At 74.7% G+C, this 24,474-nt stretch carries 23 protein-coding genes; 11 read left to right on the top strand and 12 right to left on the bottom strand.

Annotation, left to right across the window (positions count from 1 at the left end):
• Nucleotides 1–3 precede the first annotated feature (3 nt).
• Nucleotides 4–804 (top strand): Fpg/Nei family DNA glycosylase, encoded by an 801-nt coding sequence (locus Q0840_RS11670; RefSeq protein WP_298459653.1) that lies wholly within the window; start codon nucleotides 4–6, stop codon nucleotides 802–804.
• 153 nt (nucleotides 805–957) lie between these two features.
• Here the strand turns inward: Q0840_RS11670 and Q0840_RS11665 are convergent, their stop codons facing one another.
• From Q0840_RS11665 to pgsA, 3 genes are all read right to left on the bottom strand, one after another.
• Complete coding sequence (locus Q0840_RS11665; protein ID WP_298459652.1) at nucleotides 958–1,305, bottom strand: helix-turn-helix domain-containing protein; 348 nt, start codon at nucleotides 1,303–1,305, stop codon at nucleotides 958–960.
• Between the two features lie 214 nt (nucleotides 1,306–1,519).
• Nucleotides 1,520–2,059 (bottom strand): CinA family protein, encoded by a 540-nt coding sequence (locus Q0840_RS11660; RefSeq protein WP_298459651.1) that lies wholly within the window; start codon nucleotides 2,057–2,059, stop codon nucleotides 1,520–1,522.
• 102 nt (nucleotides 2,060–2,161) lie between these two features.
• Nucleotides 2,162–2,737 carry a CDP-diacylglycerol--glycerol-3-phosphate 3-phosphatidyltransferase gene (gene pgsA / locus Q0840_RS11655; protein WP_298459650.1) on the bottom strand — a complete coding sequence of 192 codons (576 nt, stop codon included), beginning with the start codon at nucleotides 2,735–2,737 and terminating at the stop codon, nucleotides 2,162–2,164.
• 91 nt (nucleotides 2,738–2,828) lie between these two features.
• Here pgsA and Q0840_RS11650 point away from each other — a divergent pair, with 91 nt between their 5' ends.
• Nucleotides 2,829–4,130 (top strand): CapA family protein, encoded by a 1,302-nt coding sequence (locus Q0840_RS11650; protein ID WP_298459649.1) that lies wholly within the window; start codon nucleotides 2,829–2,831, stop codon nucleotides 4,128–4,130.
• Nucleotides 4,131–4,155: 25 nt separating this feature from the next.
• Here the strand turns inward: Q0840_RS11650 and Q0840_RS11645 are convergent, their stop codons facing one another.
• A complete protein-coding gene (locus Q0840_RS11645; RefSeq protein ID WP_298459648.1) occupies nucleotides 4,156–6,372 on the bottom strand; it encodes a bifunctional diguanylate cyclase/phosphodiesterase in 2,217 nt (738 codons plus the stop codon).
• On the bottom strand, nucleotides 6,369–9,119 hold the full coding sequence (locus Q0840_RS11640) for a DNA translocase FtsK (RefSeq protein WP_298459647.1): 2,751 nt from the start codon (nucleotides 9,117–9,119) through the stop codon (nucleotides 6,369–6,371). The genes Q0840_RS11645 and Q0840_RS11640 overlap by 4 nt, the downstream gene beginning before the upstream one ends.
• A gap of 343 nt (nucleotides 9,120–9,462) precedes the next feature.
• Here Q0840_RS11640 and Q0840_RS11635 point away from each other — a divergent pair, with 343 nt between their 5' ends.
• From Q0840_RS11635 to Q0840_RS11625, 3 genes are all read left to right on the top strand, one after another.
• Entirely contained in the window at nucleotides 9,463–10,875 is a 1,413-nt protein-coding gene (locus tag Q0840_RS11635; protein WP_298459646.1) for an ABC transporter substrate-binding protein, read from the top strand.
• Nucleotides 10,876–10,953: 78 nt separating this feature from the next.
• Nucleotides 10,954–11,901: a carbohydrate ABC transporter permease gene (locus Q0840_RS11630; protein WP_298459645.1), complete on the top strand. Its 948-nt coding sequence runs from the start codon at nucleotides 10,954–10,956 to the stop codon at nucleotides 11,899–11,901.
• Nucleotides 11,901–12,833, top strand: a complete 933-nt coding sequence (locus tag Q0840_RS11625) for a carbohydrate ABC transporter permease (protein WP_298459644.1) — start codon at nucleotides 11,901–11,903, stop codon at nucleotides 12,831–12,833. The genes Q0840_RS11630 and Q0840_RS11625 overlap by 1 nt, the downstream gene beginning before the upstream one ends.
• Nucleotides 12,834–12,936: 103 nt before the next feature.
• On the opposite strand, the gene Q0840_RS11620 is transcribed toward Q0840_RS11625, so the two are convergent.
• Nucleotides 12,937–13,347, bottom strand: coding sequence for a hypothetical protein (locus tag Q0840_RS11620; RefSeq protein ID WP_298459643.1), 411 nt, complete (start codon nucleotides 13,345–13,347; stop codon nucleotides 12,937–12,939).
• Nucleotides 13,348–13,430: 83 nt separating this feature from the next.
• Between Q0840_RS11620 and Q0840_RS11615 the strand changes: the two genes are divergently transcribed.
• Nucleotides 13,431–14,102 (top strand): TetR/AcrR family transcriptional regulator, encoded by a 672-nt coding sequence (locus tag Q0840_RS11615; RefSeq protein WP_298459642.1) that lies wholly within the window; start codon nucleotides 13,431–13,433, stop codon nucleotides 14,100–14,102.
• Nucleotides 14,103–14,185: 83 nt separating this feature from the next.
• Here Q0840_RS11615 and Q0840_RS11610 read toward each other — a convergent pair whose 3' ends face one another.
• Nucleotides 14,186–15,871, bottom strand: coding sequence for a ribonuclease J (locus Q0840_RS11610; protein ID WP_298459641.1), 1,686 nt, complete (start codon nucleotides 15,869–15,871; stop codon nucleotides 14,186–14,188).
• A 41-nt stretch (nucleotides 15,872–15,912) separates the two neighbouring features.
• On the bottom strand, nucleotides 15,913–16,833 hold the full coding sequence (gene dapA, locus Q0840_RS11605) for a 4-hydroxy-tetrahydrodipicolinate synthase (protein ID WP_298459640.1): 921 nt from the start codon (nucleotides 16,831–16,833) through the stop codon (nucleotides 15,913–15,915).
• A gap of 221 nt (nucleotides 16,834–17,054) precedes the next feature.
• Between dapA and Q0840_RS11600 the strand changes: the two genes are divergently transcribed.
• Nucleotides 17,055–17,840 (top strand): glycerophosphodiester phosphodiesterase family protein, encoded by a 786-nt coding sequence (locus Q0840_RS11600; RefSeq protein ID WP_298459639.1) that lies wholly within the window; start codon nucleotides 17,055–17,057, stop codon nucleotides 17,838–17,840.
• 78 nt (nucleotides 17,841–17,918) lie between these two features.
• On the opposite strand, the gene Q0840_RS11595 is transcribed toward Q0840_RS11600, so the two are convergent.
• Together Q0840_RS11595 and Q0840_RS11590 are read right to left on the bottom strand one after the other, a co-directional pair.
• Entirely contained in the window at nucleotides 17,919–18,437 is a 519-nt protein-coding gene (locus Q0840_RS11595; RefSeq protein ID WP_298459638.1) for a dihydrofolate reductase, read from the bottom strand.
• Nucleotides 18,438–18,444: 7 nt separating this feature from the next.
• Entirely contained in the window at nucleotides 18,445–19,260 is an 816-nt protein-coding gene (locus tag Q0840_RS11590) for a thymidylate synthase (RefSeq protein WP_298459637.1), read from the bottom strand.
• 91 nt (nucleotides 19,261–19,351) lie between these two features.
• Between Q0840_RS11590 and Q0840_RS11585 the strand changes: the two genes are divergently transcribed.
• From Q0840_RS11585 to Q0840_RS11575, 3 genes are read left to right on the top strand one after another with little or no spacing between them, the layout of a single operon-like run.
• Complete coding sequence (locus Q0840_RS11585) at nucleotides 19,352–20,827, top strand: NAD-dependent succinate-semialdehyde dehydrogenase (protein WP_298459636.1); 1,476 nt, start codon at nucleotides 19,352–19,354, stop codon at nucleotides 20,825–20,827.
• 48 nt (nucleotides 20,828–20,875) lie between these two features.
• The gene (locus Q0840_RS11580) at nucleotides 20,876–21,640 is read left to right on the top strand and encodes an AzlC family ABC transporter permease (RefSeq protein WP_298459635.1); all 765 of its coding nucleotides are present in this window, start codon (nucleotides 20,876–20,878) and stop codon (nucleotides 21,638–21,640) included.
• Nucleotides 21,637–21,954, top strand: a complete 318-nt coding sequence (locus Q0840_RS11575; protein WP_298459634.1) for an AzlD domain-containing protein — start codon at nucleotides 21,637–21,639, stop codon at nucleotides 21,952–21,954. The genes Q0840_RS11580 and Q0840_RS11575 overlap by 4 nt, the downstream gene beginning before the upstream one ends.
• Nucleotides 21,955–21,968: 14 nt before the next feature.
• On the opposite strand, the gene Q0840_RS11570 is transcribed toward Q0840_RS11575, so the two are convergent.
• On the bottom strand, nucleotides 21,969–22,817 hold the full coding sequence (locus Q0840_RS11570) for a mechanosensitive ion channel family protein (RefSeq protein WP_298459633.1): 849 nt from the start codon (nucleotides 22,815–22,817) through the stop codon (nucleotides 21,969–21,971).
• A 180-nt stretch (nucleotides 22,818–22,997) separates the two neighbouring features.
• Here Q0840_RS11570 and Q0840_RS11565 point away from each other — a divergent pair, with 180 nt between their 5' ends.
• Nucleotides 22,998–23,588, top strand: a complete 591-nt coding sequence (locus tag Q0840_RS11565; RefSeq protein ID WP_298459632.1) for a GNAT family N-acetyltransferase — start codon at nucleotides 22,998–23,000, stop codon at nucleotides 23,586–23,588.
• A gap of 66 nt (nucleotides 23,589–23,654) precedes the next feature.
• Here Q0840_RS11565 and Q0840_RS11560 read toward each other — a convergent pair whose 3' ends face one another.
• Nucleotides 23,655–24,425: a DUF6518 family protein gene (locus tag Q0840_RS11560; protein WP_298459631.1), complete on the bottom strand. Its 771-nt coding sequence runs from the start codon at nucleotides 24,423–24,425 to the stop codon at nucleotides 23,655–23,657.
• Nucleotides 24,426–24,474 lie beyond the last annotated feature (49 nt).

The raw sequence follows: 24,474 nt of genomic DNA, 5'->3' as shown, positions 1-24,474 counted from the left end.
GCCGTGCCCGAGGGAGACACCGTCAAGCGCACCGCGCGCACGCTCGACCAGGCGCTGACCGGCCGGGTGCTCGAGCGCGCCGAGCTGCGCTGGCCGTCCGCGGTGGGGACCGACCTGTCCGGGCGCACCGTGCTGGGCACGCGGGCCGTGGGCAAGCACCTGCTCACCCGGGTGGACGACGGCCGCACCCTGCACACGCACCTGCGGATGGAGGGGTCGTGGAAGATCGCCCGGACCGGCTCGTCCGGCGCTCGGGGTCGGGGTCCGTACCTACGGGCGGTGCTGGGCAACGCGCTCTGGACGGCGCTCGGGGACCGGCTGGGCATGCTCGACGTCGTGCCCACCCGGGACGAGGGGACGCTGATCGGTCACCTCGGCCCGGACATCCTCGACGACGCCTTCGGGACCGACGGGCTCGCCGAGGCGCTGCGGCGCGTCGCGGTCCGCGGTTCCACGCCCATCGCCGAGGTGCTGCTCGACCAGACCGTGCTGGCCGGGATCGGCACGATCTGGACGGCGGAGCCGCTGTTCCTGCGCCGGCTGTGGCCGTGGACCCCCGCGGACGAGGTCCCGGACCTCGCCGACCTGCTGCTGACCACCCGCGGCCTCATGGTCCGCTCGGTCGAGTCGACGTCCGGGCCCACGGTGACCGGCGAGGGTGGTCGCGGCCAGGGGGCGTACGTGCACAGCAGGATGGGCCGGCCGTGCCGGCGGTGCGGCACCCCGATCGAGCGTGGCGTCGCGCGCAAGCCGCCCACCGAGCGGCCGATCTTCTACTGCCCGCGGTGCCAGGCCCCGCGCTGAGCGACCGGCTCCGGACGCAGGAATGCCCGCCCCCCGGGGGGCGGGCAGACATGCTGGGTCGGGCTGTGGAGACCTGCCCCGTCCGTCGCGCCGGTCGTGTCCGGATGATGCCTGCGCGCCACCGCGTCAGGCTCCGCCCCACGCCGGCGGGGCTCACCCGGTCGGGGCGAGCTCCCCACGGGCGCGGGCCCAACCGAGGCCGGGCTCGGGCACCGACCGCATCGACGTGGCGAGCTCGACCGGGACCGTGTCCGGGATGAGCAGGCCCTCGGCGACGGCGACCCGGTCGCTGACCTCGCGCAGGACGAGGGACAGCGGGATGTCGAGTGCGTCGCAGATGCTGCCGAGCAGCTCCGAGGACGCCTCCTTCTGACCTCGCTCGACCTCGCTGAGGTAGCCGAGCGACACCCGTGCAGCAGAGGACACCTCACGCAGGGTCCGGCCCTGTCGCTGGCGGGCATCCCGCAGCACGTCACCGATCTCGCGGCGCAGTACCACCATCTGGCGTCCCCCTCCCGTGTCCCGTGCGACCGACGACCGCGGCACTCCCGGTCGGGCCTCCGGCGCTCGTCCGACGACCGCCGCGTTGACCCGTCCCCGTGCGGGGACGTTCCTACCGTACCCCGGTGCATCGAGCCTGCCCTGTGGGCGGGCTGTCACCGGTCCTGTGTTCTGCACATTTCATCCAACGCGCTGCTCCACCCGAGTGTTCCCCTCACCGGCGCCCACCGGCCAGCACGTCGGCCGCGCAGGTCAGCACCGCACGCACGGCCCCGGCACGCACCGCGGCACGGTCCCCGGCGAGCCGCAGGGAACGGACCACGACGGCGTCGGCGGTCGCCACCGCCACGTGCACCTCGCCCGGCGCGTGGCCGTCCTGAGGGTCGGGCCCCGCGACGCCGGTGGTGGCCAGGCCGACGTCGGCCCCCAGCCGGGTCCGCACCCCGCGGGCCATCTGCCGGGCGACGTCGGGATCGACGGCGCCGGCTCGGCGGAGCAGGTCGCGGTCGACGTCGAGCAGCTCGGCCTTCAGCACGGTGGCGTACGAGACGATGCCGCCGCGCAGCGCGCGCGAGGCCCCCGGCACGTCGACGAGCGCGGAGGTGACCGAGCCGCCGGTGAGCGACTCCGCGACGGCCACCGTCAGTCCGCGTCCGACCAGTTCGGCGACGAGCGCCTGCGCCTCGGCCAGGACGGCGCCCGGCGCCGGTGGGGCGGCGGCGTCCCCGTGCGGGCCGGCGTCGGTGCCGGTCATGCGCCCCTCACAGGGCCCGTCACGAGGCCCGTCACGAGGCCCGTCACGTGGCCCGCCACGTGCCGGTCACGTGGCCGCTCGCGCGGTCCGCCACGCGCGGGGTCATGTCTGCGCGGTGTGACGCAGGCGGACCGCCTGGCGGACGTAGTCGACGCCGGTCACCAGGGTCACCGCGACCGCGGCACCCATCGCCACCGCGGCGAGCACGCCGATGAACGACGGGAGGCGGTCGAGGGGCAGCAGGTAGAGCGCGATCGCAACCACCTGCAGCACGGTCTTGAGCTTGCCGCCGCGCGAGGCGGGCATCACCGCGTACCGCAGCACCATGAACCGCATGGCGGTGATCCCCAGCTCGCGCGCCAGGATCACGACCGTCACCCACCACGACAGCTCGCCGAGGACCGACAGTCCGATCAGGCCGGAGCCGATGAGCAGCTTGTCCGCGATGGGGTCGAGCAGCTTGCCCAGGTCCGTCACGAGGTTGTCGCGGCGAGCCAGGTACCCGTCGAGCCGGTCGGTGACCGCGGCGAGCAGGAAGATCCCCGTCGCCGTCAACCGCCAGGCGACCGAGTCGCCCCCGTCCGCGAGCAGCGCGACCACGAAGAAGGGCACCAGCGCGATGCGCGCGAGCGTGACCGCGTTGGCGACGTTCCAACGGGACGGAGCAGCGGTGACCACCCGTCCAGACTAGGGCTCCGGGCAGCGGTCGCCCGTCGGGGACGTCGCCGCGGCGCGGCTGCATGTCGGTCGGCCTCGCTAGGGTCGCCGCGTGAGCCCCGCCGACGCCGCCCGCACCCACCCCGGCACCGTGCGCCGCGCCGTCGTGGTCGGGGTCGTCCTCGTGCTGCTGGCCGTCGTCGCCCTCGGGATCGTCGTCGCCACGGTGTGGCGGACCGACGACGCCGGCGTGCCGGGTCAGGCCGAGGCGCCGCCGTCCGTGACCCGCACGGACACGCCCTCGCCGACGCCGTCGCCCACCCCGACCACTCCGCCGGACGCGACGTTCACGATCGTGGCCGCCGGTGACGTGCTGCCGCACCTGTCGGTGCTGGCGTCCGCCCGCACGGAGCAGGGGTACGACTTCGGTCCGCTGCTGGCCCCGCTCGACGCATGGGTGCAGGCCGCCGACCTCGCGCTGTGCCACCTGGAGGTGCCGGTGGTCCCGGACGGCTCCACGCCGTCCGGCTATCCCGCGTTCGGTGCCCCGCGCGAGCTCACCGGCGACCTCGCACGCCACGGCTGGGACGGGTGCTCCACGGCGTCCAACCACTCCCTGGACCGCGGGCGCGAGGGGCTGGTGACGACCCTGGACGCGCTCGACGCCGCCGGACTGGGTCATGTGGGGACCGCGCGCACGCAGGCCGAGGCGCAGCAGCCGCAGCTGTACCGGCTGGAACGGGCCGGGCACACGCTCACCGTGGCGCACGTCGCCGCGACCTACGGGCTCAACGGCCTGCCGCTGCCGCCGGATGCACCGTGGTCGGTCACCCTGCTCGACCCGCAGGTGCTCGTCGCACAGGCGACCGCCGCCCGCCAGGCCGGTGCTGATCTCGTGATCGCGAGCGTGCACTGCTGCGTGGAGTACGTGACGGCGCCCAGCGGCGAGCAGGTGGAGGTGGCCCAGGCGCTCGCGGACTCCGGCGTGGTCGACCTCGTCCTGGGTCACCACGCCCACGTGCCGCAGCCCGTGGTGCACCTCGAGGGCGGTCCACGCGGCGAGGGCATGTGGGTCTTCCACGGCCTGGGCAACCTCCTGTCGAACCAGGACGGCGAGTGCTGCCCACCCGCGACGTCGTCCGGGCTGCTCGGGTGGGCGGACGTCGTCACGAGCGCGGACGGACCGGCGCGCATCACCGGGGTCGGCTGGACGGGGGTGACGGTCGACCGCGGCACGGACCACCACGTGCACGCGCTCCCGGACGTCCCCGACGGCACGGGCACGCTGGATGCGGCGGAGATCGCGGCGCGGGCGCAGCGGGTCGCGGAGGCGGCCGGCCCTCAGGCGCCGCAGCGCACGCGGCCGCCCGTGCCCACCGGTCCACCACCCGAGGTGGTGGCCCGGGTCGGCTGACCTCCCCGCAGGCGGCGGCGTCGGTTCAGGACGGTGCCGAGGCCGGCTGGGCAGCCCCGAACAGCCAGCCCTGCCCGTAGCGCCAGCCGCCGTCGCGGAGCACCGCGGCCTGCTCCTGGGTCTGGACGCCGGGTGCGATGGTCGCGAGCCCGAGCTCCTGGGCCAGGGCACCGACGGCGCGGGCGACCCGGGCCGCGGCCGGGTCGTCGGTGAGACCGGCGGTGAAGGACACGTCCAGCCGGACACCGTCCAGCGGCAGGTCGCGCAGCGCGGCCAGCGACGCACCGGCTCCGAACCCGTCCAGCACGACCGGCACACCCGCGGCGCGCAGCGCCTCCACCGCCCGCCGGACCCGTCCGCCGTCGTCGGCCCAGGATGCGCCGCTGAGCAGGACGAGGAGCCGCTGCGGGAGCACCCCGGCGGCCGTGAGGTCGTGCACCACCGCGTCGGCCAGCTCGCCGTCGGCCAGCAGGTCCGCGGGGACCTGGACGGCGAGCCTGCCGTCCGGTCCGCCGGCCGAGCCGTCCGGCCGGCCCCCCGGCGCCGGCGTCCGGACCAGCTGGGCGACGGCGAGCGCGAGGACGTGGCGCGTCACCGTGACCCCCAACCCGGCGGCGTCCGCGGCCGGCGCGAAGGAGGCCGGCAGCAGCAGCCCGCGCTCGGGGTGCTGCCAGCGGACGACGGCCTCGTGGCCCACGACCGACCCGTCGCGCAGGTCGACCAGCGGCTGCAGGTGCAGAACGAGCTCACCGCGCTCGATCGCGCCCAGGATCTCGGTCGAGGACGCGACCGGGGCCCCCGCCACCTGCATGCCCGGGTCGTACACCTCGGTGCGGGACCGGCCCGCCGCCTTGGCCCGGTACAGGGCGGCGTCGGCGGCGGCGAGCACGGCCGGGGCCCCGCGCTCGAGCAGGTCGGGCGAGCCGAGCGCGACCCCGATGCTGGCCCGCACGGTCACCGGGTGCCCGTGCAGGCGGACCGGGTCGCGCAGCCCGGCGTGCACGGCGCCGGCCACCTCCTGGACCCGGCGCGGTCCGTCGATCGCGTGCAGCACGATGACGAACTCGTCCCCGCCGAGCCGGGCCACCGTGCCGGAGCCACCGGTAGCCGCGCGCAGCACGCCCGCGACGTGCACGAGCACCTCGTCGCCGGCCGCGTGCCCGTACCGGTCGTTGATGGGCTTGAAGCCGTCCAGGTCGCACGCCAGCACCGCGACGCGCTGGTCGGCGCCGGGCTCCTCGAGCGCGGACTGCAGCACCTCCTGGAGCAGGGCGCGGTTCGCCAGACCCGTCAGCGGGTCGTGCATCGCCCGGTGCGCCATCGCCTCGGAGCGCTCGCGGTACTCGCTCAGGTCCCGGGCCGCCACCAGCAGGGCGTCCGGCCGACCCGCCCCCGGCCGGACCAGCGCGACGTCGACGACGACCCACGCCGGGCGGTCGCCGGGACGCGGGTACCACCGCTCGACCGCGAACCGGGCGTCCCCCGCCTGCAGCCGCGCCACCCCGTCGTGCCACCGGGCGGCGTCGGGCCCGGGACGGCCCGCGAGCGCGTGCCCGACGGCGCCGGCCGGCCCCGTGCCGAGCAGCGCGGCGAAGGCGTCGTTCGCGGTGACGACCGTGCCGTCCAGGTCGGCCACGGCCATGGCGACCGGCATGCCGGCGAGCGTCGCGCGCAGGGTGTCGGGGTCGGTGGCGAGGCCGCCGCGCCGGTCGGTCACGTCCAGCAGCACGGTCACGACCGCGTCGTCGCCGCCGGGCATCGTCCGGCTGCGCACGTGGACCCGCCGGGGCTCGTCGTCGGGCGTCCGGGGTGATGCCACGCCCACGACCGTCCCGGCGGCGTCGTCGGGCCCGCGGGCCCCGGCCGCCGCCCGGCCCAGGACGGCCCCGGGAGCGAGCCGTCGGCCGGCGTCGTCCACGAGCACCGCGGGCAGGTCGCCCACGGCGCGACCGCGGACGTCGTCCGGGGCCAGGCGCAGGACACGCAACGCGCCGTCGCTGACCGACGCCGGCCGACCGTCCCCGGCCTGCACGATGGTGCCCGCACCGGCCAGCTCCTCCAGCGCGTCGGTGCGCGCGCCGGCCGCGCGCAGCCGGGTCTGCAGGTCCGCGGCACGGGCGGCCTCGCGCCGAGCGCGCCGGCCCAGCAGATACGCCACGACGACCGTCACGACCACGAGCCCGACCAGGGCACCGACGACCGGCGCCGGCAGGACGCCGGCAGCGGTCGCGGCGTCGGTCACCGACCGGTCCACCGGTCGGCGTCCTCCTCGTCCGCGCCGTCGTGGTAGTCGGTCGCGACCGGCGGCAGGGAGTCGCCCACCGGGTCGTCAGCCGCCGGCGGCTCACCACGCAGCATCGCCAGCGTGCCCGGCAGGTCGTCCGGCTGCACCAGGACCTCGCGGGCCTTGGAGCCCTCCGACGGCCCGACGATCTCGCGGGACTCGAGCAGGTCCATCAGCCGGCCGGCCTTCGCGAACCCCACCCGCAGCTTGCGCTGCAGCATCGACGTCGATCCGAACTGGGTCGTCACGACCAGCTCGGCGGCCTGCAGCAGCAGGTCCAGGTCGTCGCCGATGTCCTCGTCGACGGCCTTCTTCTCGACCGTGGGGATGACGTCCTTGCGGTACACCGGCTTGAGCTGGGTCTTGACGTGCTCGACGACGGCGTGGATCTCGCTCTCGGACACCCACGCACCCTGGGTGCGCATGGGCTTGGACGCGCCCATCGGCAGGAACAGCGCGTCACCCTGGCCGATGAGCTTCTCCGCGCCCGGCTGGTCCAGCACGACCCGCGAGTCGGTGAGGGAGGACGTCGCGAACGCCAGCCGGGACGGGACGTTCGCCTTGATCAGACCCGTGACGACGTCGACCGAGGGGCGCTGCGTCGCCAGGACGAGGTGGATGCCCGCCGCGCGCGCGAGCTGGGTGATGCGCTGGATCGACGCCTCCACGTCCCGGGGGGCGACCATCATGAGGTCGGCGAGCTCGTCGACGATGACCAGCAGGTACGGGTAGGGGGCGATCTTGCGCTCGCTGCCCGGCAGCGGGTGCACCTTGCCGGCGCGCACCGCGACGTTGAAGTCGTCGATGTGCTTGAAGCCGAACATCGCGAGGTCGTCGTAGCGCGCCTCCATCTCCCGCACCACCCACTCCAGGGCCTCGGCGGCCTTCTTGGGATTGGTGATGATGGGGGTGATCAGGTGCGGGATGCCCTCGTAGATCGTCAGCTCGACGCGCTTGGGGTCCACGAGCACCATGCGCACGTCGTCCGGCGTGGACCGCATGAGGATCGAGACGATCATCGAGTTGACGAAGCTGGACTTGCCCGCCCCGGTCGCGCCCGCGACCAGCAGGTGCGGCATCTTGGCGAGGTTGGCGACCACGTAGCCGCCCTCGACGTCCTTGCCGACGCCGATCACCATGGGGTGCTCGGTACGCCGGGCCGCGGAGGACCGCAGCACGTCCCCGAGGGACACCGTCTCGCGGTCGGTGTTGGGGATCTCGATCCCGATCGCCGACTTGCCCGGGATCGGCGACAGGATCCGGACGTCAGCGCTGGCGACCGCGTAGGCGATGTTCTTGCTCAGCGCGGTGACCCGCTCGACCTTGACCGCCGGGCCCAGCTCGACCTCGTAGCGGGTCACCGTCGGCCCGCGCATGAACCCGGTGACCTGCGCGTCGATCTCGAACTGGTCGAGCACCGTGGTCAGCGCCTCCACGACGCGGTCGTTCGCGGCCGAGCGCACCTTGTGCGGGGCGCCCTTGGCGAGCACCTCGTCCGAGGGCAGCGAGTACACGACGTCGCCCTCCAGCATCGGCTGCTCGCCGCGCGGCACGCCCGACGTCGGCGGCGGCGCGAGGTCCCGGCCATCGGCACCGGACGACGGCACGACGACGGTCGGCGCGGTCGGGGCGGAGTCCGCCGCCGGCGCACCGGCGCGTGCGCCGCGGCCCTGCCCGGCACCCGCGGGCCCCTCAGCGCCGTCGGCGCCGTCGGCGTCGTCGGCCGGCGCCACGAAGGCAGCGCGTTCGAACGCCTCGTCGGCCTCGTACTGGGCGAGCAGCGCGGCGGCTGCCTCGGCCTCGGCCTGCTCGGCCTTCTCCGCACGCTTCTTGCCTCCACCGAGCCGCAGGCCGCGCTTGGCCGGCGGCTCGGTGGGCTCGGGCAGGGCGCTGTGCCCGGCGTTGATGACCAGCGGCGCGTCGTCGTCGGGCTCGCCACCGGCGTGCTCCCCGGCCTCGCGGTGCTCGCCGCCGGTGAGCCTCGTGTACGCGGCCCGCAGGCGAGGGACGACCATGTGCACCGGCGTCGCGGTGACGACCAGGACGCCGAAGAACCCGAGCATGAGCAGCAGCGGCACGGCGACCCAGGCGGTGAGCGCGCTGGCCAGGGGCGTGGCGGTGAGGTAGCCGACGATCCCGCCGGCCTCGCGCAGCACGGCGAAGCCGTCGGACGGGGCGGGCAGACCCGCGGACAGGTGGACCAGCCCGCAGGCGGCGACGCCCAGCGCGCCGATCCCGATGGCGATGCGTGAGTTCGCCTGCCCGTGGTCGGGGTGCCGCAGCAGCCGGACGGCCAGTCCCAGGAGCACCAGCGGGACGACGACCCCGACCCGGCCGAACGTCCCGGCGACGACCGCGTGGATGACGTCGCCGGCGGTGCCCTCCAGGCCCCACCACTCCCGGGCGGCGACGATCACCGCGAGCGCGAGCAGCGTGAACCCGATGCCGTCGCGGCGGTGGGCGGGGTCCAGCTCGCGCGCACCGTGCCCGATCCGGCGGGCCGTACCGCCCACCACGTGCGCGCACCCCATCCAGACCCCGCGCACCATGCGCACCGGCAGCGCGGGTCGGTGCGTCGCGGGGACGGCCGTCGCGCCGCGGCCGGACGGGCGCGGCGAGCCGCTGCCCGTGGAGGCCCGCGGACCGGTGGAGCCGGTCCGCGTCGCCTGGGCGGACCGGCCGGAGGAGGACGTGCGGGTGGCCATGGTGCCCGAAGGTACCCCGGGCCGAGCGGCCGGCCCGCCCGACACCCCGGAGCCGGCCCGGGGCACCCGGTGCACCGGTGCACACCCCGGCGCACGGGTCCCCCGCCGGGCGGCGACGGCCGCGCATCGTGACCCGTCTGTGACCACGGGGGTGGTTGACCCATCCGGCACCTCGATGGTTACATCGTTGTCTACAACGATGTACCTGCTCCGGCAGGACGCCGTGCGCATCGCCGGCGAGGGCGGCCACGCAGGGCACGCCGTCGGCGTCGCGCCACGACGCCGGAGCAGAGCACAGGACCACCGGGCGTCGCCCGGGGCCACAGGATCAAGGAGGATTCGGATGAGGACAACCACACGCCGATCGCCGGCCCGGCGGCGCCTGGGCGTCGCCGCCGGCTTGACGCTGTCCGCGATGGCACTGGCCGCCTGCAGCGGCGGCGGCGATGGCGGCACGGACGTCACCGGTGACGCCGGCGCGGGCGGCGGGGGCGGGGGCGCGAGCAGCGGGTCCTGCACCAACGAGATCGTCAACGACGACGCCGAGCAGGTCAGCGTCTGGGCCTGGTACCCGTCGTTCGAGCTCGTCGTGGACAACTTCAACCAGACGCACGACGACGTGCAGATCTGCTGGACGAACGCCGGCCAGGGCGCCGACGAGTACACCGCGTTCTCCACGGCCATCGAGGCCGGGACGGGCGCCCCGGACGTCATCATGCTCGAGTCCGAGGTCATCCCCACGTTCACGATCCGCGACGCCCTGGTGGACCTCTCGGAGTACGGCGCGGGCGACCTGGAGGACCAGTTCACCGAGGGCGCGTGGAGCGACGTCACGAACGGCGACGCCATCTACGCCATCCCGGTCGACGGCGGCCCGATGGGCATGCTGTACCGACAGGACATCTTCGACCAGTACGGCGTGACGCCCCCCACCACCTGGGAGGAGTTCGCCGCCGCGGCGCAGCAGCTCAAGGACGCCGGGTACGAGGGGTACATCACCAACTTCCCGATCAACGGCAACGCCTTCATCCACGCCCTGCTCGCGCAGAAGGGCTGGGAGCCGTTCACGTACGACGCGGCCAACCCGGCCGAGATCGGCATCGACGTGAGCACCGCCGAGGCGCAGGAGGTCCTGACCTTCTGGGACGACCTGGTCGACCAGGGCCTGGTCGCCACCGACGAGGCCTTCACCGCCGACTACAACACCAGCCTCGTGGACGGCACGTACGCCGTGTACCTGGCCGCGGCCTGGGGACCCGGGTACCTCCAGGGCCTGTCGGACGCCGACGAGGGCGCCGTCTGGCGCGCCGCCCCGATCCCGCAGTGGGAGGGCGAGGAGCCGGTGCAGATCAACTGGGGCGGCTCGACCTTCGCGGTGACCACCCAGGCACGCAACGCCGAGCTGGCCGCACAGGTCGCGAAGGAGGTCTTCGGCACCGAGGAGGCGTGGGACATCGGGATCGAGGAGGCAGCGCTCTTCCCGCTGTGGAAGCCCGTCCTGGAGTCGGACGAGTTCGCCACGCGTGAGTACCCGTTCTTCGACGGTCAGCAGATCCAGGGCGACGTCTTCCTCGACGCGGCGGCCGGCTACAGCGGCTTCACGTTCGCGCCGTTCCAGACCTACGTCTACGACCAGCAGACCGAGGTCCTGCAGTCGATGATCGAGGGCAGCGCCGATCCCCAGGCGGTCCTCGACGACTTCGAGCAGCGCCTGGTGGCCTACGCCAACTCGCAGGGCTTCACCGTCGTCGAGTGACGGTCCCGGGCCGGCCGGACGGCGCATGACGCCGTCCGGCCGGCCCTGTCCCTCCGCTTCTTCCCCCTGGAGACAGTGATGTCCACACAGACGGTCACGGCCGACCCGGCCACGCGCCAGCAGCCGGTGACGCCCCACGGCGGCGCGAACATGGACGCCAAGCGGCAGCGGTGGGGATGGTTCTTCATCGCCCCGTTCGCGCTCGTCTTCCTCGTGTTCCTCGTCGGCCCCCTGGCGTACGCGTTCTGGATGAGCCTGCACACGAGCACCCTCGTGGGCGGCGAGTCCTTCACGGGACTGGCGAACTACGGTCGGGCCTTCACCGACCCGATCTTCCTCGAGGGCTTGCTGCGGGTCGGCAAGTTCGTGGCGGTGATGGTCCCGATCCAGATCGCGGTCGCCCTCGCGGCGGCGCTCGTGCTGGACACGCTGGCCACCCGGCTGTCGAAGTTCTCGCGGCTGATGATCTTCGCCCCGTACGCCATCCCGGGCATGATCGGCGCCCTGATGTGGGGCTTCCTGTACAGCCCCCGGTTCGGCCCGGCCAGCGACCTCTTCGGCCTGTTCGGGGCGACCGCACCGAACTTCCTCTCGGCCAACCTGATCTTCGCCAGCCTGGTGAACATCGTGACGTGGCAGTGGGCCGGCTACTACATGATCATCATCTTCGCCGCCCTGCGCGGCATCGACCCGAGCATCTACGAGGCCGCTCGCATCGACGGCGCCTCGGCCCTGCAGATCGCGATGCGGATCAAGGTGCCGATGATCTCCTCGGCCATGGTGATGGTCGTCATCTTCTCGCTGATCGGGACGCTGCAGTTCTTCACCGAGCCCGCCGTGCTGCGCACCGTGGCGCCCGGCGCGATCCCCGGTGACTACACGCCGAACATGTACGCCTTCACGCTGGCGTTCTCCTTCAGCCAGTTCAACTACGCCTCGACCATCGCCTTCGCCCTGGGGATCGTCGTGTTCATCTTCTCCTTCATCTTCCTGCACCTGACGCGCAAGCAGAGCGGACTCCGGTGATGGCCGAGCTCCAGACGATGGGCGGAACCGCCGCTCCCCAGACGACGAACACCGCACGCCGGCGCCAGCCACGCCGCCAGGCGCAGGGCGGGGCCCGGGTCGGCTCCCACCTGTTCCTGGTCGCCCTGGTGCTCTACTTCATCACGCCGCTGTGGTGGCTGGTGGTCGCGAGCACGAAGACGAACTCCGGCCTGTTCACAGGCTCGGGTGGGCCGCTGTGGTTCAACAGCGAGTTCAACCTCCTCCAGAACCTCGCCGACCTGACCCGGTACCAGGGCGGCATCTACTGGACCTGGCTGGGCAACTCCTTCCTCTACGCGCTGACCGCCGGGGTCGGCGCGACGCTGTTCGCGGTGCTGGCCGGGTACGGGTTCGCGAAGTACAACTTCCGCGGCCGGAACTTCTCGTTCGCGCTGCTGCTGGGCTCGGTGATGGTGCCGCTGACCGCACTGGTGATCCCGACGTTCGTGCTGCTCGCCGAGTTCCAGCTCGTCGACACCCGGTGGGCGATCATCCTGCCCTCGCTGCTGAGCCCGCTGGGGGTCTACCTCATCCGGGTGTACGCCCAGGACGTGGTGCCGAGCGAGCTGCTCGACGCCGGCCGGGTCGACGGCGCCGGTGAGCTGCGGCTGTTCGTCCAGGTCGCCCTGCCGCTGCTGCGGCCGGCGATCGTGACGGTGCTGCTGCTGTCCGTCGTGGCGACGTGGAACAACTTCTTCCTCGCCCTGGCGATGGTGCGCAGCCCGAACCTGCTGCCGGTCACCGTGGGGCTGGACAGCTGGCAGGCGCTGTCGAACGCTGGCGCGGGTGGGGAGCAGGTGTGGAACCTCATCGTCACCGGCGCGCTGGTCTCGATCCTGCCGCTGATCATCGCGTTCCTGTCCCTGCAGCGGTACTGGCAGGGCGGCCTGTCGCTGGGCTCGCTGAAGTAGTCACCGCCCAGCACGCTCGACCCGACCGCCGTGGCCCGGCGTCCCCGTCCGGGACGCCGGGCCGCGGTGCGTGTCGGGGTGGTCCCTGCACCCGGCCGCACCGCTACCCCGCCAGCAGCCCGACCCCCAACGTCACCACACCGGCCGCGAGGACCAGCGCGCCCACCACGAGCAGCCCGATCCATCGGCTGGGGCGGACCCGCCCGGCGCCCATGGCCGAGAAGAAGAAGCCCGCCGGCATGAGGATCGCGGCCACGAGCACGCCGGTCTGCGCGAGCCAGCGAGCCGCGCCGGACAGCGTGGTGGCCTCCGCGAGCAGCAGGCAGACCAGCCCCAGCGTCACCAGCACGCCGGCGTGCGCGTGCCCGGCCCGGTAGAACCGCCGCTGGAAGTCGGTGACCGGGACCCCGCCCGTCACGACCCGGACCATGAACGCCCCGCCGGACTCCACCGCGACGACGGTCAGCAGCACGATCCCGGCGGTCGTGCGTGCCGCCTCGGTGAGCTCGAGCATGGTGCGGCCTCCTCGGTCCCGGGTTCTATAACACTGTTATGGAACACCGCTCCGGAACCTCGGTCAAGCCCTAGACTCGGCCGGTGGCCCGACCCCGTGTCCGTGACGACGCCGTGCGCACCCGCCTGCTCGAGGTGGCGTCCCGGGTGGTCGCCGACGGCGGACCCACCGCGCTGACCGTGCGGGACGTCGCCGCGCGCGCCGGGACCTCGGCATCGGCGGTGTACGACCTGTTCGGTGACCGGTCGGCGCTGCTGGGCGCGGTCGGCGAGGAGGCGCTGCGCCGGTTCGCCGCGCACCTCGCCGCCGCGCCGCGTACGGACGACGCCGAGCGGGACCTGCTCGCGCTCGGGCTCGCCTACCGGGCCAGCGCGCTGGACGACCCGCACTTCTACCGGGTCATGTTCGACACCGCGGGCCTCGGCGCCCGCGGTGCGGCGGCGACCGGGCGGGTCGGCCCACCGGCGGCCGGACCCGCCACCGCACCGGCCACCTCCCCCGCGACCGACCAGCCGACCTTCGCGGTGCTCGCCGACGCGGTGGCCCGGGTGCTGCGTGCACGGGGTGTTGCGGACCGCGCGGCCGCGCCGGCCGCCGTGCCGGCCGCGCTGGCGCTGTGGGGCCTGGTGCACGGACTCGTCGAGCTCGAGCTCGCCGGTCTGCTGCCCGGTGACCGGGACGCCCACGCGGAGCGGTACGCGGCCACCCTGCGCGCGGCGGGCCCGGCCCTCGTCGCGGACCTGAGCCGCCCCTGACGCCCGGGCCGCGCCGACGGACGCCCGGGGCCGCCGGCGCGGCCGGCAGACGGACGCGCCGCCCCGCCGGCACCAGGCCGACGTCAGGCCTCGACCACCACCGGCATGATCATCGGCCGCCGCCGCAGACGACCGCTCACCCACCGCCCCACCACGCGGCGCACCACCTGCTGCAGACCGTGGGTGTCCACACCGCCGGCGTGCGGGGCCTCCTCGAGCGCCCGGGTGATCTCGGGGAGGATGTCGCCGAAGACGGCGTCGTCCTCGGCGAACCCGCGGGCCTGGATGTGCGGTCCGGCGAGCACCTTGCCGCTGGTGGAGTCCACGACGACGAAGATCGAGATGAACCCCTCCTCGCCGAGGATCCTGCGGTCCTTGAGCTCGGCGTCGGTGAGCTCCCCGACGCTCGCGCCGTCCACGTAGACCAGCCCGCACGGCACGGCACCGACGACGGTGGCGCGGCCCTCCACGAGGTCGATCACCACGCCGTCCTCGGCGAGTACGACGTTCTCGGCGGGGACGCCGGTCTGCACCGCGAGCGCGGCGTTGGCCACCAGGTGGCGGACCTCCCCGTGCACGGGCATGACGTTGCGCGGCCGCACGATGTTGTAGCAGTACAGGAGCTCGCCGGCCGACGCGTGCCCGGAGACGTGGACCTTCGCGTTGCCGCCGTGCACCACGCGCGCCCCGAGCCGGGTCAGGCCGTTGATCACCCGGTACACCGCGTTCTCGTTGCCCGGGATGAGCGACGACGCGAGGACCACCGTGTCCCCCGGGCCCACCGCCACCTTGTGGTCGCCGCCCGCGATCCGGGACAGGGCCGCCATCGGTTCCCCCTGCGACCCCGTGCACATCAGGACCAGCTCGTCGTCGGGCAGGGTGTCGATCGCCTTGGCGTCGACCAGCACGCCGTCGGGCACGGACAGGTAGCCCAGGTCGGCCGCGATGGTCATGTTGCGCACCATCGACCGGCCCACGAGCGCGACCCGGCGGCCGTGCGCGACGGCGGCGTCGAGCACCTGCTGGACGCGGTGGACGTGGGAGGCGAACGACGCCACGACGATGCGCCGGTCGGCGGCGGCGAACACGGAGTCCAGCACGGGGCCGATCTCGCGCTCGTGCGTGGTGAACCCCGGGACCTCGGCGTTGGTCGAGTCGACCATGAACAGGTCGACCCCCGCCTCACCGAGCCGGGCGAACGCGCGGAGGTCGGTGATCCGGCCGTCCAGCGGCAGCTGGTCCATCTTGAAGTCGCCGGTGTGCAGGACAGTCCCGGCCGGGGTGTGCACGGCGACGGCCAGCGCGTCGGGGATGGAGTGGTTGACGGCGACGAACTCGCACCCGAAGGCGCCGAGCTGCTCGGTCTGCCCCTCCCGGACGGCCAGGGTCAGCGGGGCGATCCGGTGCTCGCGGAGCTTGGCCTCCACGAACGCCAGGGTCAGCTGCGAGCCGACCAGCGGGATGTCGCGGCGCATGCGCAGCAGGTACGGGACCGCGCCGATGTGGTCCTCGTGGCCGTGCGTCAGGACGATGGCCTCGATGTCGTCCAGCCGGTCGGCGATGTGCCCGAAGTCCGGCAGGATCAGGTCCACCCCGGGCTGGTGGTCCTCGGGGAACAGCACGCCGCAGTCGATGACCAGCAACCGGCCGCCGTACTCCAGGACGGCCATGTTGCGGCCGATCTCCCCCAGCCCGCCGAGCGCGACGACGCGCAGCGTGCCGTCGGCCAGCGGCGGTGGAGGTGCGAGCTCGGGCGCGGGCTGGGACATCGGACCTCCGGGTCGGTCGGCGTCGGGCGCCGTGGTGCGGGTCAGTCGGCGTCGAGCAGGCCGGCGGCGACCATCGCCGCGCGGACCGCCGCGACCTCGTCGTCCCCGGCGGTCGCCTGGGGCAGGCGCATGGTGCGGTCGGGGATGAGGCCGAGCAGCTCGAGCGCGACCTTCGCCCGCAGGGCGCCGTTCCCGGAGCCGCAGATGATGTCGATGGCCGGCAGCATGGCCACCAGGGTGGCGCGGGCGGCGGCCAGGTCGCCGGCGTCGACGGCCCGGACCAGGGCCGCGAGCGCGTCGCCCGCGACATGGCCGACCATGCTGACCACGCCGGCGGCGCCGTGGCTCAGGAACGCCAGGTTCAGCGGGTCGTCCCCGGAGTAGTACGCGAGGCCGGTGCGCTGCATGACGCGCAGGGCGGCGAACACGTCGCCGGTCGCGTCCTTGACCGCGACGACGCGGTCGTGGGCGGCGAGGCGGTCGAGCGTCTCGGGGGCGTAGCGCACGACGGTGCGTCCCGGCACGTCGTAGAGCATCACCGGCAGGTCGGTCGCGTCGGCGACCGCGACGGTGTGCAGGTACACGCCCTCCTGCGAGGGGCGTGAGTAGTACGGACTGACCACGAGCAGGCCGTGCGCACCGGCCTCGGCCGCCTGCTCCGCCATGCGGACGGCGTGCACCGTGTCGTTCGACCCGGCCCCGGCGACGACGACGGCGCGGTCGCCGACGGCGTCGACCACGGCGGCGATGAGGTCGGCCTTCTCGGGGGCGTGCGTGGTGGGCGACTCCCCGGTGGTGCCGTTGAGCACGAGGCCGTCGTGACCGTGGTCGGCCAGGTGCCGGGCGAGCGCGGCGGCGGCGTCGAGGTCGACCTCGCCGGCCCGGTCCATGGGCGTGACCATCGCGGTCAGCACCGCGCCGAACGGCCGTGCCGGGGTCATCAGGCTCGTGGGGGCGGGCATGGCTCCAAACTACCGTCCTGCACGGGTCGGCCACCCTCCGGGCTCCGCGCGCGACCCGGTCGTGGAGATCCGGCGAACATCCGGCAAACCTTTCCCGGGTCGCGCCCGCGGAACTTCTCCTCGCCGTGGGTGCCTGATGGGATCGATGACGGCCGGCACTCCCCGGCCCGGGGTCCGTCGCCGACCGGACCGTCGTCCCGCACCGACCCGGAGGCACTCACGTGCACCGCACCACCGACCCGCTCGTCATCGCCCACCGCGGCGACTCGCAGTCGTTCCGCGAGAACACCGTCGCGGCGGTCGAGGCGGCCGTCATCGCCGGCGCCGACGCCATCGAGGTCGACGTCCAGCTCGCCGCGGACGGCACCCTCGTGGCCGTGCACGACGACACCTTCGAGCGGCTGTGGGGGGACCCGCGCCCGGTGGCGGCCATGACGTGGGACGACATCTCGCGGCTGGGCGCCGGCGAGCAGCGGGTGCCCCGGCTGGCGGAGCTGCTCGAGGTCTCCCGCTCGAGCGGCATCCCCCTGGTGCTCGACCAGAAGCACCCGGTCGCGGCGATGGCCGCGGCCCGCCTGGTGGACCGGATGCACATGCCGTCCACCGCCTTCTGCGGGTCGACCGAGGGACTCGTCGCGATCCGCTCCGCACGCCCGGACGCGACCATCTACCTCAACGACGCCTCGCTCCAGCCGCCGGACATCCGGCTGCTGGCCGCCGTCCGGCCCCAGTTCTACAACCCGATGTGGACGCTGCTCTCGGCCGGGACGGTGCACGCGATGCGCACCTTCGACATCGGGCTGTGCTGCTGGACCCCGAACGACGACGCCGAGCTCGCCCTCGTGCTCGACCTGGGGGTCGACGCCGTGATGACCGACCGGCCGCACCGGCTGCGCACGATGCTCGAGGAGCGCCGTGCGGTGCCCGCGAGCGGGGCGCGGACCGGTGCGCCGGCCGCCGCGGCGCGCCGCGGCGACCTCACCGTGGCGGCCGGCGCACGCGTCTGACCGCGGGAGCGGGCCCGCGCCGTCGGGCGCGCCCGGCCGTGCGACCCCGCACGGCGCTGGCCCCGCGTCCCACGGCGATCAGCGCCGGACGAAGCTCGTGAAGCGGTAGCGGACGCCGGACGACGACGTCCGCCACCCGTCGCGGTCGGCGTCTGCGCCGTCCGCCGAAGCGGCGGGCACGGCCTGCCACCGCACCGCGTCGACCGGGGGCGCGACCGCGTCACCGGCCACGTCCAGGTCGACCTCGGTGACCTCCAGCCGGTCGGCCCGGTCCAGGAACGCGGTGTAGACCTGCCCCCCGCCGATCACCCAGGCGTCCCGGTCGCCGAGCACGCGGACGGCGTCGGGCACGCCAGTCGCCACGACGGCGCCGCGCGCGCTCCAGCCGGGCGACCGGGTCAGCACGACGTTCTCACGCCCCGGCAGGGGGCGGAACCGCGCGGGCAGGGACTCCCAGGTGGCCCGGCCCATGACCACCGGGTGCCCGGTCGTCAGCCGCCGGAAGCGGGCCAGGTCCTCCGGGACGTGCCACGGGATCCCGCCGTCGGCGCCGATGATCCCGGCCGGAGTCTGCGCCCAGACCAGGCCCAGCGTCATCGGTGTCTCACACCGCCACCGGCGCCTTGATGGCCGGGTGGTGCCGGTAGTCCAGGACCTCGACGTCGTCGGGGGTGTAGTCGAGCAGAGACGGCGCGCGGCGCAGCCGCAGGGTCGGCAGCGGGTAGGGCTCGCGGGTGAGCTGCTCGGTGACCTGCTCCACGTGGTTGTCGTAGATGTGGCAGTCCCCGCCGGTCCAGATGAACTCGCCGACCTCGAGGTCGACCTGCTGGGCGACCATGTGGGTCAGCAGGGCGTAGCTGGCGATGTTGAACGGCACGCCCAGGAACAGGTCGGCGCTGCGCTGGTACAGCTGGCAGCTCAGCCGCCCGTCGGCGACGTAGAACTGGAACAGCGCGTGGCACGGCGCGAGCGCCATCGCGTCCAGGTCGGCGACGTTCCACGCCGAGACGATGATCCGGCGCGAGTCGGGGTCCGAGCGCAGCTGGTCCAGGACCCGGGCGATCTGGTCGATGTGGCGGCCGTCCGGGGCCGGCCACGACCGCCACTGCACCCCGTAGACCGGGCCGAGCTCGCCCTCGAGGTCGGCCCACTCGTCCCAGATGGTCACGCCCTGCTCGCGCAGCCAGGCGACGTTGGACTCCCCCCGCAGGAACCACAGCAGCTCACCGACGACGGACCGCAGGTGCACGCGCTTGGTGGTGACGAGCGGGAACCCGTCGCCGAGGTCGAACCGCATCTGGTGCCCGAAGACGCTGCGCGTGCCGGTCCCGGTCCGGTCGGCCTTGGGCGTGCCGGTCCGCAGCACCAGCCGCAGCAGGTCCTCGTACGGGGTGGCGACCGAGGGGTCGGCGGCAGTCATGACGCCATCGTAGGTCCGTGCGCCCACCCGCCCACGCCGGCCGGCGGCCGGTGCCCGTGCCGCCGGTGACCGGCGGCGGGATACTCGCCCCATGTCCGCCGCGCACGCCCTCCCCCGTCACCTCGCCGACGCGGTCCCCACGGGCCTGCTGGTCGACGGCGAGTGGCGCCCCGCCGCCGGCGGGGCGACCTTCGCCGTCGAGGATCCCGCGACCGGCCAGGTCCTCGCCGAGGTCGCCGACGCGGGCCCGGCGGACGGGCTGGACGCCCTCGCCGCCGCCCACGCGGCCCAGCCCGCGTGGCGCACCGTCGCCCCCCGCGAGCGCGCGGAGCTGCTTCGGGCCGTGTTCGAGACGCTCGTCGCGCGCACCGAGGACCTCGCGGCGCTCATCACCGCGGAGGGCGGCAAGCCCATCGCCGAGTCGCGCGCCGAGGTGGCCTACGCCGCGGAGTTCGTGCGCTGGTACTCCGAGCAGGCCGTGCGGATCAACGGGCTGACCCGGACCGCCCCGTCGGGGACGAACCGGCAGATCGTGCTGCGCCGACCGGTCGGCCCGGCGTTCCTCATCACGCCCTGGAACTTCCCCATCGCGATGATCACCCGCAAGGTCGCGCCGGCCCTGGCGGCCGGGTGCGCGGTGGTGGTCAAGCCGTCCGAGCTGACGCCGCTGACCACCGGGGTGTTCGCCGAGATCGTGCGGGCCGAGCTCGAGCGCCGCGAGCTGCCGACCGGCGTGGTCAACGTGGTGCCGACGTCGGCGGCGGGCGCGCTGACCGAGCCGCTGCTCGCCGACCCGCGCCTGCGCAAGCTGTCGTTCACCGGGTCGACGGAGGTCGGCCGGGTCCTGCTGCGCGGCGCCGCGCAGAACGTGCTGCGCACCTCGATGGAGCTCGGCGGCAACGCCCCGTTCCTGGTGTTCGACGACGCCGACGTGCCCGCGGCCGTGGAGGGTGCCGTCGCGGCCAAGATGCGCAACTCCGGCCAGACCTGCGTCGCCGCGAACCGCTTCCTGGTCCACGAGCGGGTCGCCGCGGAGTTCACCGCAGGCCTGACCGAGGCCTTCGGCCGGCTCGTCGTCGGCCCCGGCGCGGACCCGGCGACAACCGTCGGACCGCTCATCGAGGAGCGGGCGGCCGCCCGGGTCGCCGAGGTGGTGCAGCAGGCCGTCGACGGCGGCGCCCGCGTGACCGTGGGCGGGGACCGGCCCTCGGGTCCCGGCTCCTTCTACCGGCCCACCGTGCTGACCGGGGTGGACCCCGGCGCCCGCGCGGTCCGGGAGGAGATCTTCGGGCCGGTCGCCCCGGTGGTCACCTTCGGCTCGGAGGACGAAGGCCTGGACCTGGCGAACTCGACCGACTTCGGCCTGGTCGCGTACGCGTACACGCGCGACGTCGACCGCGCCTTCCGGGTCGCCGAGCGGGTGGACGCCGGCATGGTGGGGCTGAACCGCGGCATGGTCTCCGACGCCAGTGCGCCGTTCGGCGGGGTCAAGCAGTCCGGGATCGGCCGGGAGGGCGGCGAGGCCGGCATCGAGGAGTACCTGGAGAGCGTGTACGTCGCGCTCTGAGCGGGGGCGCACGGGGTGCGGCGGCGGCGCGCGACTAGGGTGTCCGCCGTGCCTCGCCGGTCCCGCAGCCCCGAGGACGGCGCCGCCGTCCGGCAGGCGGTCAGCGTCTCGGTGGCCACGGGGCTGTACGGCATCTCGTTCGGTGCGCTGTCGGTGGCCGCGGGTCTGGACGTGCTCCAGACCATGGCGTTGAGCCTGCTGATGTTCTCCGGCGGGTCGCAGTTCGCGTTCATCGGCGTGATCGGTGCCGGCGGGGCCCCGTTGGCGGCCGTGACGACGGCCGGCCTGCTGGGTGCCCGCAACGGGCTGTACGGCGTCCAGGTCGCCCCCCTGCTCGGTGCCCGCGGCTGGCGCCGGCCTCTCGCGGCGCACCTGACCATCGACGAGTCGACCGCGGTCGGCACCGCCCAGACCACGCCCACGGCGGTCCGCACCGGGTTCTGGTGGGCCGGTGCGGGCGTCTTCGCGCTCTGGAACGCGTTCACCCTGCTGGGCGCGCTGCTTGGTGACGCGCTGGGTGACCCCAGCCGGTACGGCCTCGACGCCGCCGCCGCGGCGGCCTTCCTCGCCCTGCTGTGGCCCCGGCTCGGCACGGGCGCCGCGAGGCTCACCGCAGCGTCGGCCCTGGGGGTCGCGCTCGCCCTCACCCCGCTCGTGCCCGCCGGGCTCCCGGTCCTCGCGGCGGCAGCGGTGGCCGTCGTCGTGGGCTGGCGCTCCCCGTCGCGGCCGCTCCCGCGGCCAGGCACGGCAGCGGGTGCCGCTCCCGGTGCGCCGGGGGCCCGGTCGGCGTCATCCCCGGAGAACCGCGCATGAGCGCCGACCTGACCGTGTGGCTGGCGGTCCTCGCGGCGTCGGCGGCGTGCTTCGGGATCAAGCTCGTCGGTCACGTCGTGCCCGAGCACTGGCTGGCCGAGCCACGGGTCGCCCGGACCGCGTCACTGGTGACCGTGGCGCTGCTCGCGGCGCTGGTCGGGGTGCAGACCGTGACCACCGGTCAGCACGTCACCCTCGACGCGCGCCTGCCCGCTCTGGCGGTCGCGGCCGTGGCGCTGGCGCTGCGGGCGCCGTTCGTCGTGGTCGTCCTGCTGGCCGCGGCGACGGCGGCGGGGCTGCGCGCGCTGGCCTGACCCCGCCGCCGACCTCAGACGTCGTCGGCGGACGGCGCCTGCCACAGGACCCGCTGGGGGAACGGGATCGTCATGCCCGCGCCGTCGAGGGCAGCCTTGACCGCGATGGCGACGTCGTTGCGCACCCGCCAGCGGCTGGCGATGTCGGACGCGTGCCAGTACCGCACGACGAGGTCGACGGACGACTCGCCGAACGCGTGCACCCAGACGTCGGGAGCGGGCGCGAGCTCGACCCCCGGGCTCCTGCGGCAGGCCTCGAGCAGCACCTCGCGCGCCCGGGTGAGGTCGGTGTCGTAGGCGACGCCCACCCCGAGGTCGGTGCGGTTGAGCGGCGTGCGGGTGTAGTTGACGATCGGTGTCGTGAGCACCTCGGCGTTGGGGACGAACACCGTCACGCCGTCGTAGGTGTCCAGCACCACCGTGCGCAGGTTGACGTCGCGGACGACGCCCTCGTAGTCCCCCGTGCTGATCTGCTCACCCACCCGCAGCGGACGGCGGATCTGGAGCAGCACCCCGGCGATGAGGTTCTGCAGGATGTCCTGGGCGGCGAACGCGATGGCGATGCCACCGACGCCGAGCGCGCCGAGCAGCGGCGCGATCCGCACCCCGAGCACGTCCAGTGCGTACACCGCGCCGACACCGACCACGACCAGCCCGAGGAAGCGGCCGACCAGCCGACCGGTGTGCCGGTCGGCGTCGCCCCGGTCGATGGTGTGCACCAGCAGGCGTTGCAGCACCACGGCCAGCAGGATGGCGCCGGCCAGCACGGCCAGCGCCCCGGCGACGTCGGGCACCGTGATCTCGTCGGTGAGCACCTCCTCCGCGGGCTCGACGGCGGCCGTCAGCCAACCATGCGGTGCCACCAGCGTCTCCTCGCCCGCGGGCGGGCGCCCACGTCCCGACCAGCCAAACACGCGACCCCGCGGGATGCACCCGGGCCGTTGTTAGCCTCGGGGCACCGTCCGCCGGACCGTCCACCCGACCGAGGAGCACCCCGTGAGCGCACCGACCCCGCACCATCGCGTCACCGGGCGTGGGCGCTGATGTCCCTGTTCCGGGAGCAGGCCGACGTCTCCGTGCGCCCGGCGGTGGCCGACGACGCGGACGCCGTCGCGGACGTGCAGCTGGGCGCCTGGCGAGTCACCCACGCCGACACCGTCGGGGCCGACGTGCTGACCGGGCTGGACCGGGACGCCGTGCAGGCGCAGTGGGCGGCCGCGATCACCCGACCTCCCGGCCCCGGGTACCGCGTCCTGGTGGCGTGCGAGGGCGCGACCGTGGTGGGCCTCGCGGCGGTCGCCCCGCTGCCGGCCTCGCCGCAGGCACCGCTGGACGCTCCCGGTGGTGAGCTCGTCGCGCTGGAGGTGTCGCCGTCGTCGCGCCGGTCCGGGCACGGCTCGCGGCTGCTGACCGCCGTCGTCGACGGCCTGCGCCAGGACGGAGCCGGCTACCTCACGGCCTGGGTGCTCGACGGCGACAGCGCGCGGGCGCAGTTCCTGCGGTCCGCGGGCCTCGGTCCGGACGGCACCGTCCGTGAGCTGGCGACCGGACCGGTGGCCGACCCGGGGGCGCCGGACGGCTCTCCAGCCGTCGAACGGACGGTCGCCGAGCACCGGTGGACCGCGGCGATCTGACGGCGCGGCGCCGGTGACCGGAGGTCCGCCGCCGCGCAGGGCGCGGCCGGACGTCGCTCGGCTGCTTCACGCACCGTTCCCGGAGCCGGCGGGAGAGCTCATCAGCTCGTGCATCCCCGCCACCCCGGCCGCGCCCAGGGCGAGCACCACCAGCAGCCAGATCGCCGCGGCACCGACGCCCCGACCGCGCGCCCCGGCTGCCCGCGCGGCCGGCGAGCCGGCCCCGAGCACGACCGCCAGCAGCGCGCCGATGACGCAGAAGAGCACGGCGTTGCCGGGGTAGCGCAGGATCAGCCCGTACTGGACGACGCCCTCGGCGAGGAAGACGCCGCCGAGCAGCGCGGCGCCCAGTGCGCCGGCCCGCACGGTCGTCGCGCGGCGCCAGCACCACCCGGCCGCCCCGAAGACCGTCCCGCCGACCAGGCCGGCGCACGCCCACACCGCGACCATCGACGGGTTGACGCCGAAGCCACGCGCCGCGGAGACGAGGTAGTACCCGGCGACCTCACCGGAGCACGCGAGGACGCCGGCGGCGACGGCGACCCACGGGCGCCGGCTCAGCGCGCCGACCACGAAGGCGGGCACGACCCAGGGACCGACCGCATTGGCCAGCCCGGAGGTCGGCAGCAGCGTCTGCAGCCCCGAGGTCGCCGCGCCCCAGGCCAGGCCGATCACCAGGCCCAGGGCGAGCACCACCGGCGCACGCCGGCCGGGGTCCCCCACCGGAGCCGGCGCAGGGTGCCGGCGGACGGTGTCGCCGGGTCCACCGCTGCGACGGACCGTCCCCGACCACGGTGCGCGGGGTGATCGGGGCGTGGCGGAGGTCGACGTGTCCATGGGTCGACCCTGGCCCAGGACCCGTCGGCGGGTCATCACCCCACGGGCG

Source organism: uncultured Cellulomonas sp., from assembly GCF_947494015.1.
Classification (GTDB): Bacteria; Actinomycetota; Actinomycetes; order Actinomycetales; family Cellulomonadaceae; genus Pengzhenrongella.
This window is presented reverse-complemented; position numbering and strand designations above follow the sequence as displayed.

Coding starts and splice junctions, on each gene's coding strand:
- Q0840_RS11620 (WP_298459643.1), bottom strand. CDS start 13,347: ATGCTCGAGCTCACCGAGGCGGCACGCACGACCGCCGGGATCGTGCTG.
- Q0840_RS11590 (WP_298459637.1), bottom strand. CDS start 19,260: ATGACTGCCGCCGACCCCTCGGTCGCCACCCCGTACGAGGACCTGCTG.
- Q0840_RS11625 (WP_298459644.1), top strand. CDS start 11,901: ATGGCCGAGCTCCAGACGATGGGCGGAACCGCCGCTCCCCAGACGACG.
- Q0840_RS11575 (WP_298459634.1), top strand. CDS start 21,637: ATGAGCGCCGACCTGACCGTGTGGCTGGCGGTCCTCGCGGCGTCGGCG.
- Q0840_RS11635 (WP_298459646.1), top strand. CDS start 9,463: ATGAGGACAACCACACGCCGATCGCCGGCCCGGCGGCGCCTGGGCGTC.
- Q0840_RS11585 (WP_298459636.1), top strand. CDS start 19,352: ATGTCCGCCGCGCACGCCCTCCCCCGTCACCTCGCCGACGCGGTCCCC.
- Q0840_RS11630 (WP_298459645.1), top strand. CDS start 10,954: ATGTCCACACAGACGGTCACGGCCGACCCGGCCACGCGCCAGCAGCCG.
- Q0840_RS11640 (WP_298459647.1), bottom strand. CDS start 9,119: ATGGCCACCCGCACGTCCTCCTCCGGCCGGTCCGCCCAGGCGACGCGG.
- Q0840_RS11565 (WP_298459632.1), top strand. CDS start 22,998: ATGTCCCTGTTCCGGGAGCAGGCCGACGTCTCCGTGCGCCCGGCGGTG.
- Q0840_RS11560 (WP_298459631.1), bottom strand. CDS start 24,425: ATGGACACGTCGACCTCCGCCACGCCCCGATCACCCCGCGCACCGTGG.
- dapA (WP_298459640.1), bottom strand. CDS start 16,833: ATGCCCGCCCCCACGAGCCTGATGACCCCGGCACGGCCGTTCGGCGCG.
- Q0840_RS11660 (WP_298459651.1), bottom strand. CDS start 2,059: ATGACCGGCACCGACGCCGGCCCGCACGGGGACGCCGCCGCCCCACCG.
- Q0840_RS11610 (WP_298459641.1), bottom strand. CDS start 15,871: ATGTCCCAGCCCGCGCCCGAGCTCGCACCTCCACCGCCGCTGGCCGAC.
- Q0840_RS11595 (WP_298459638.1), bottom strand. CDS start 18,437: ATGACGCTGGGCCTGGTCTGGGCGCAGACTCCGGCCGGGATCATCGGC.
- Q0840_RS11665 (WP_298459652.1), bottom strand. CDS start 1,305: ATGGTGGTACTGCGCCGCGAGATCGGTGACGTGCTGCGGGATGCCCGC.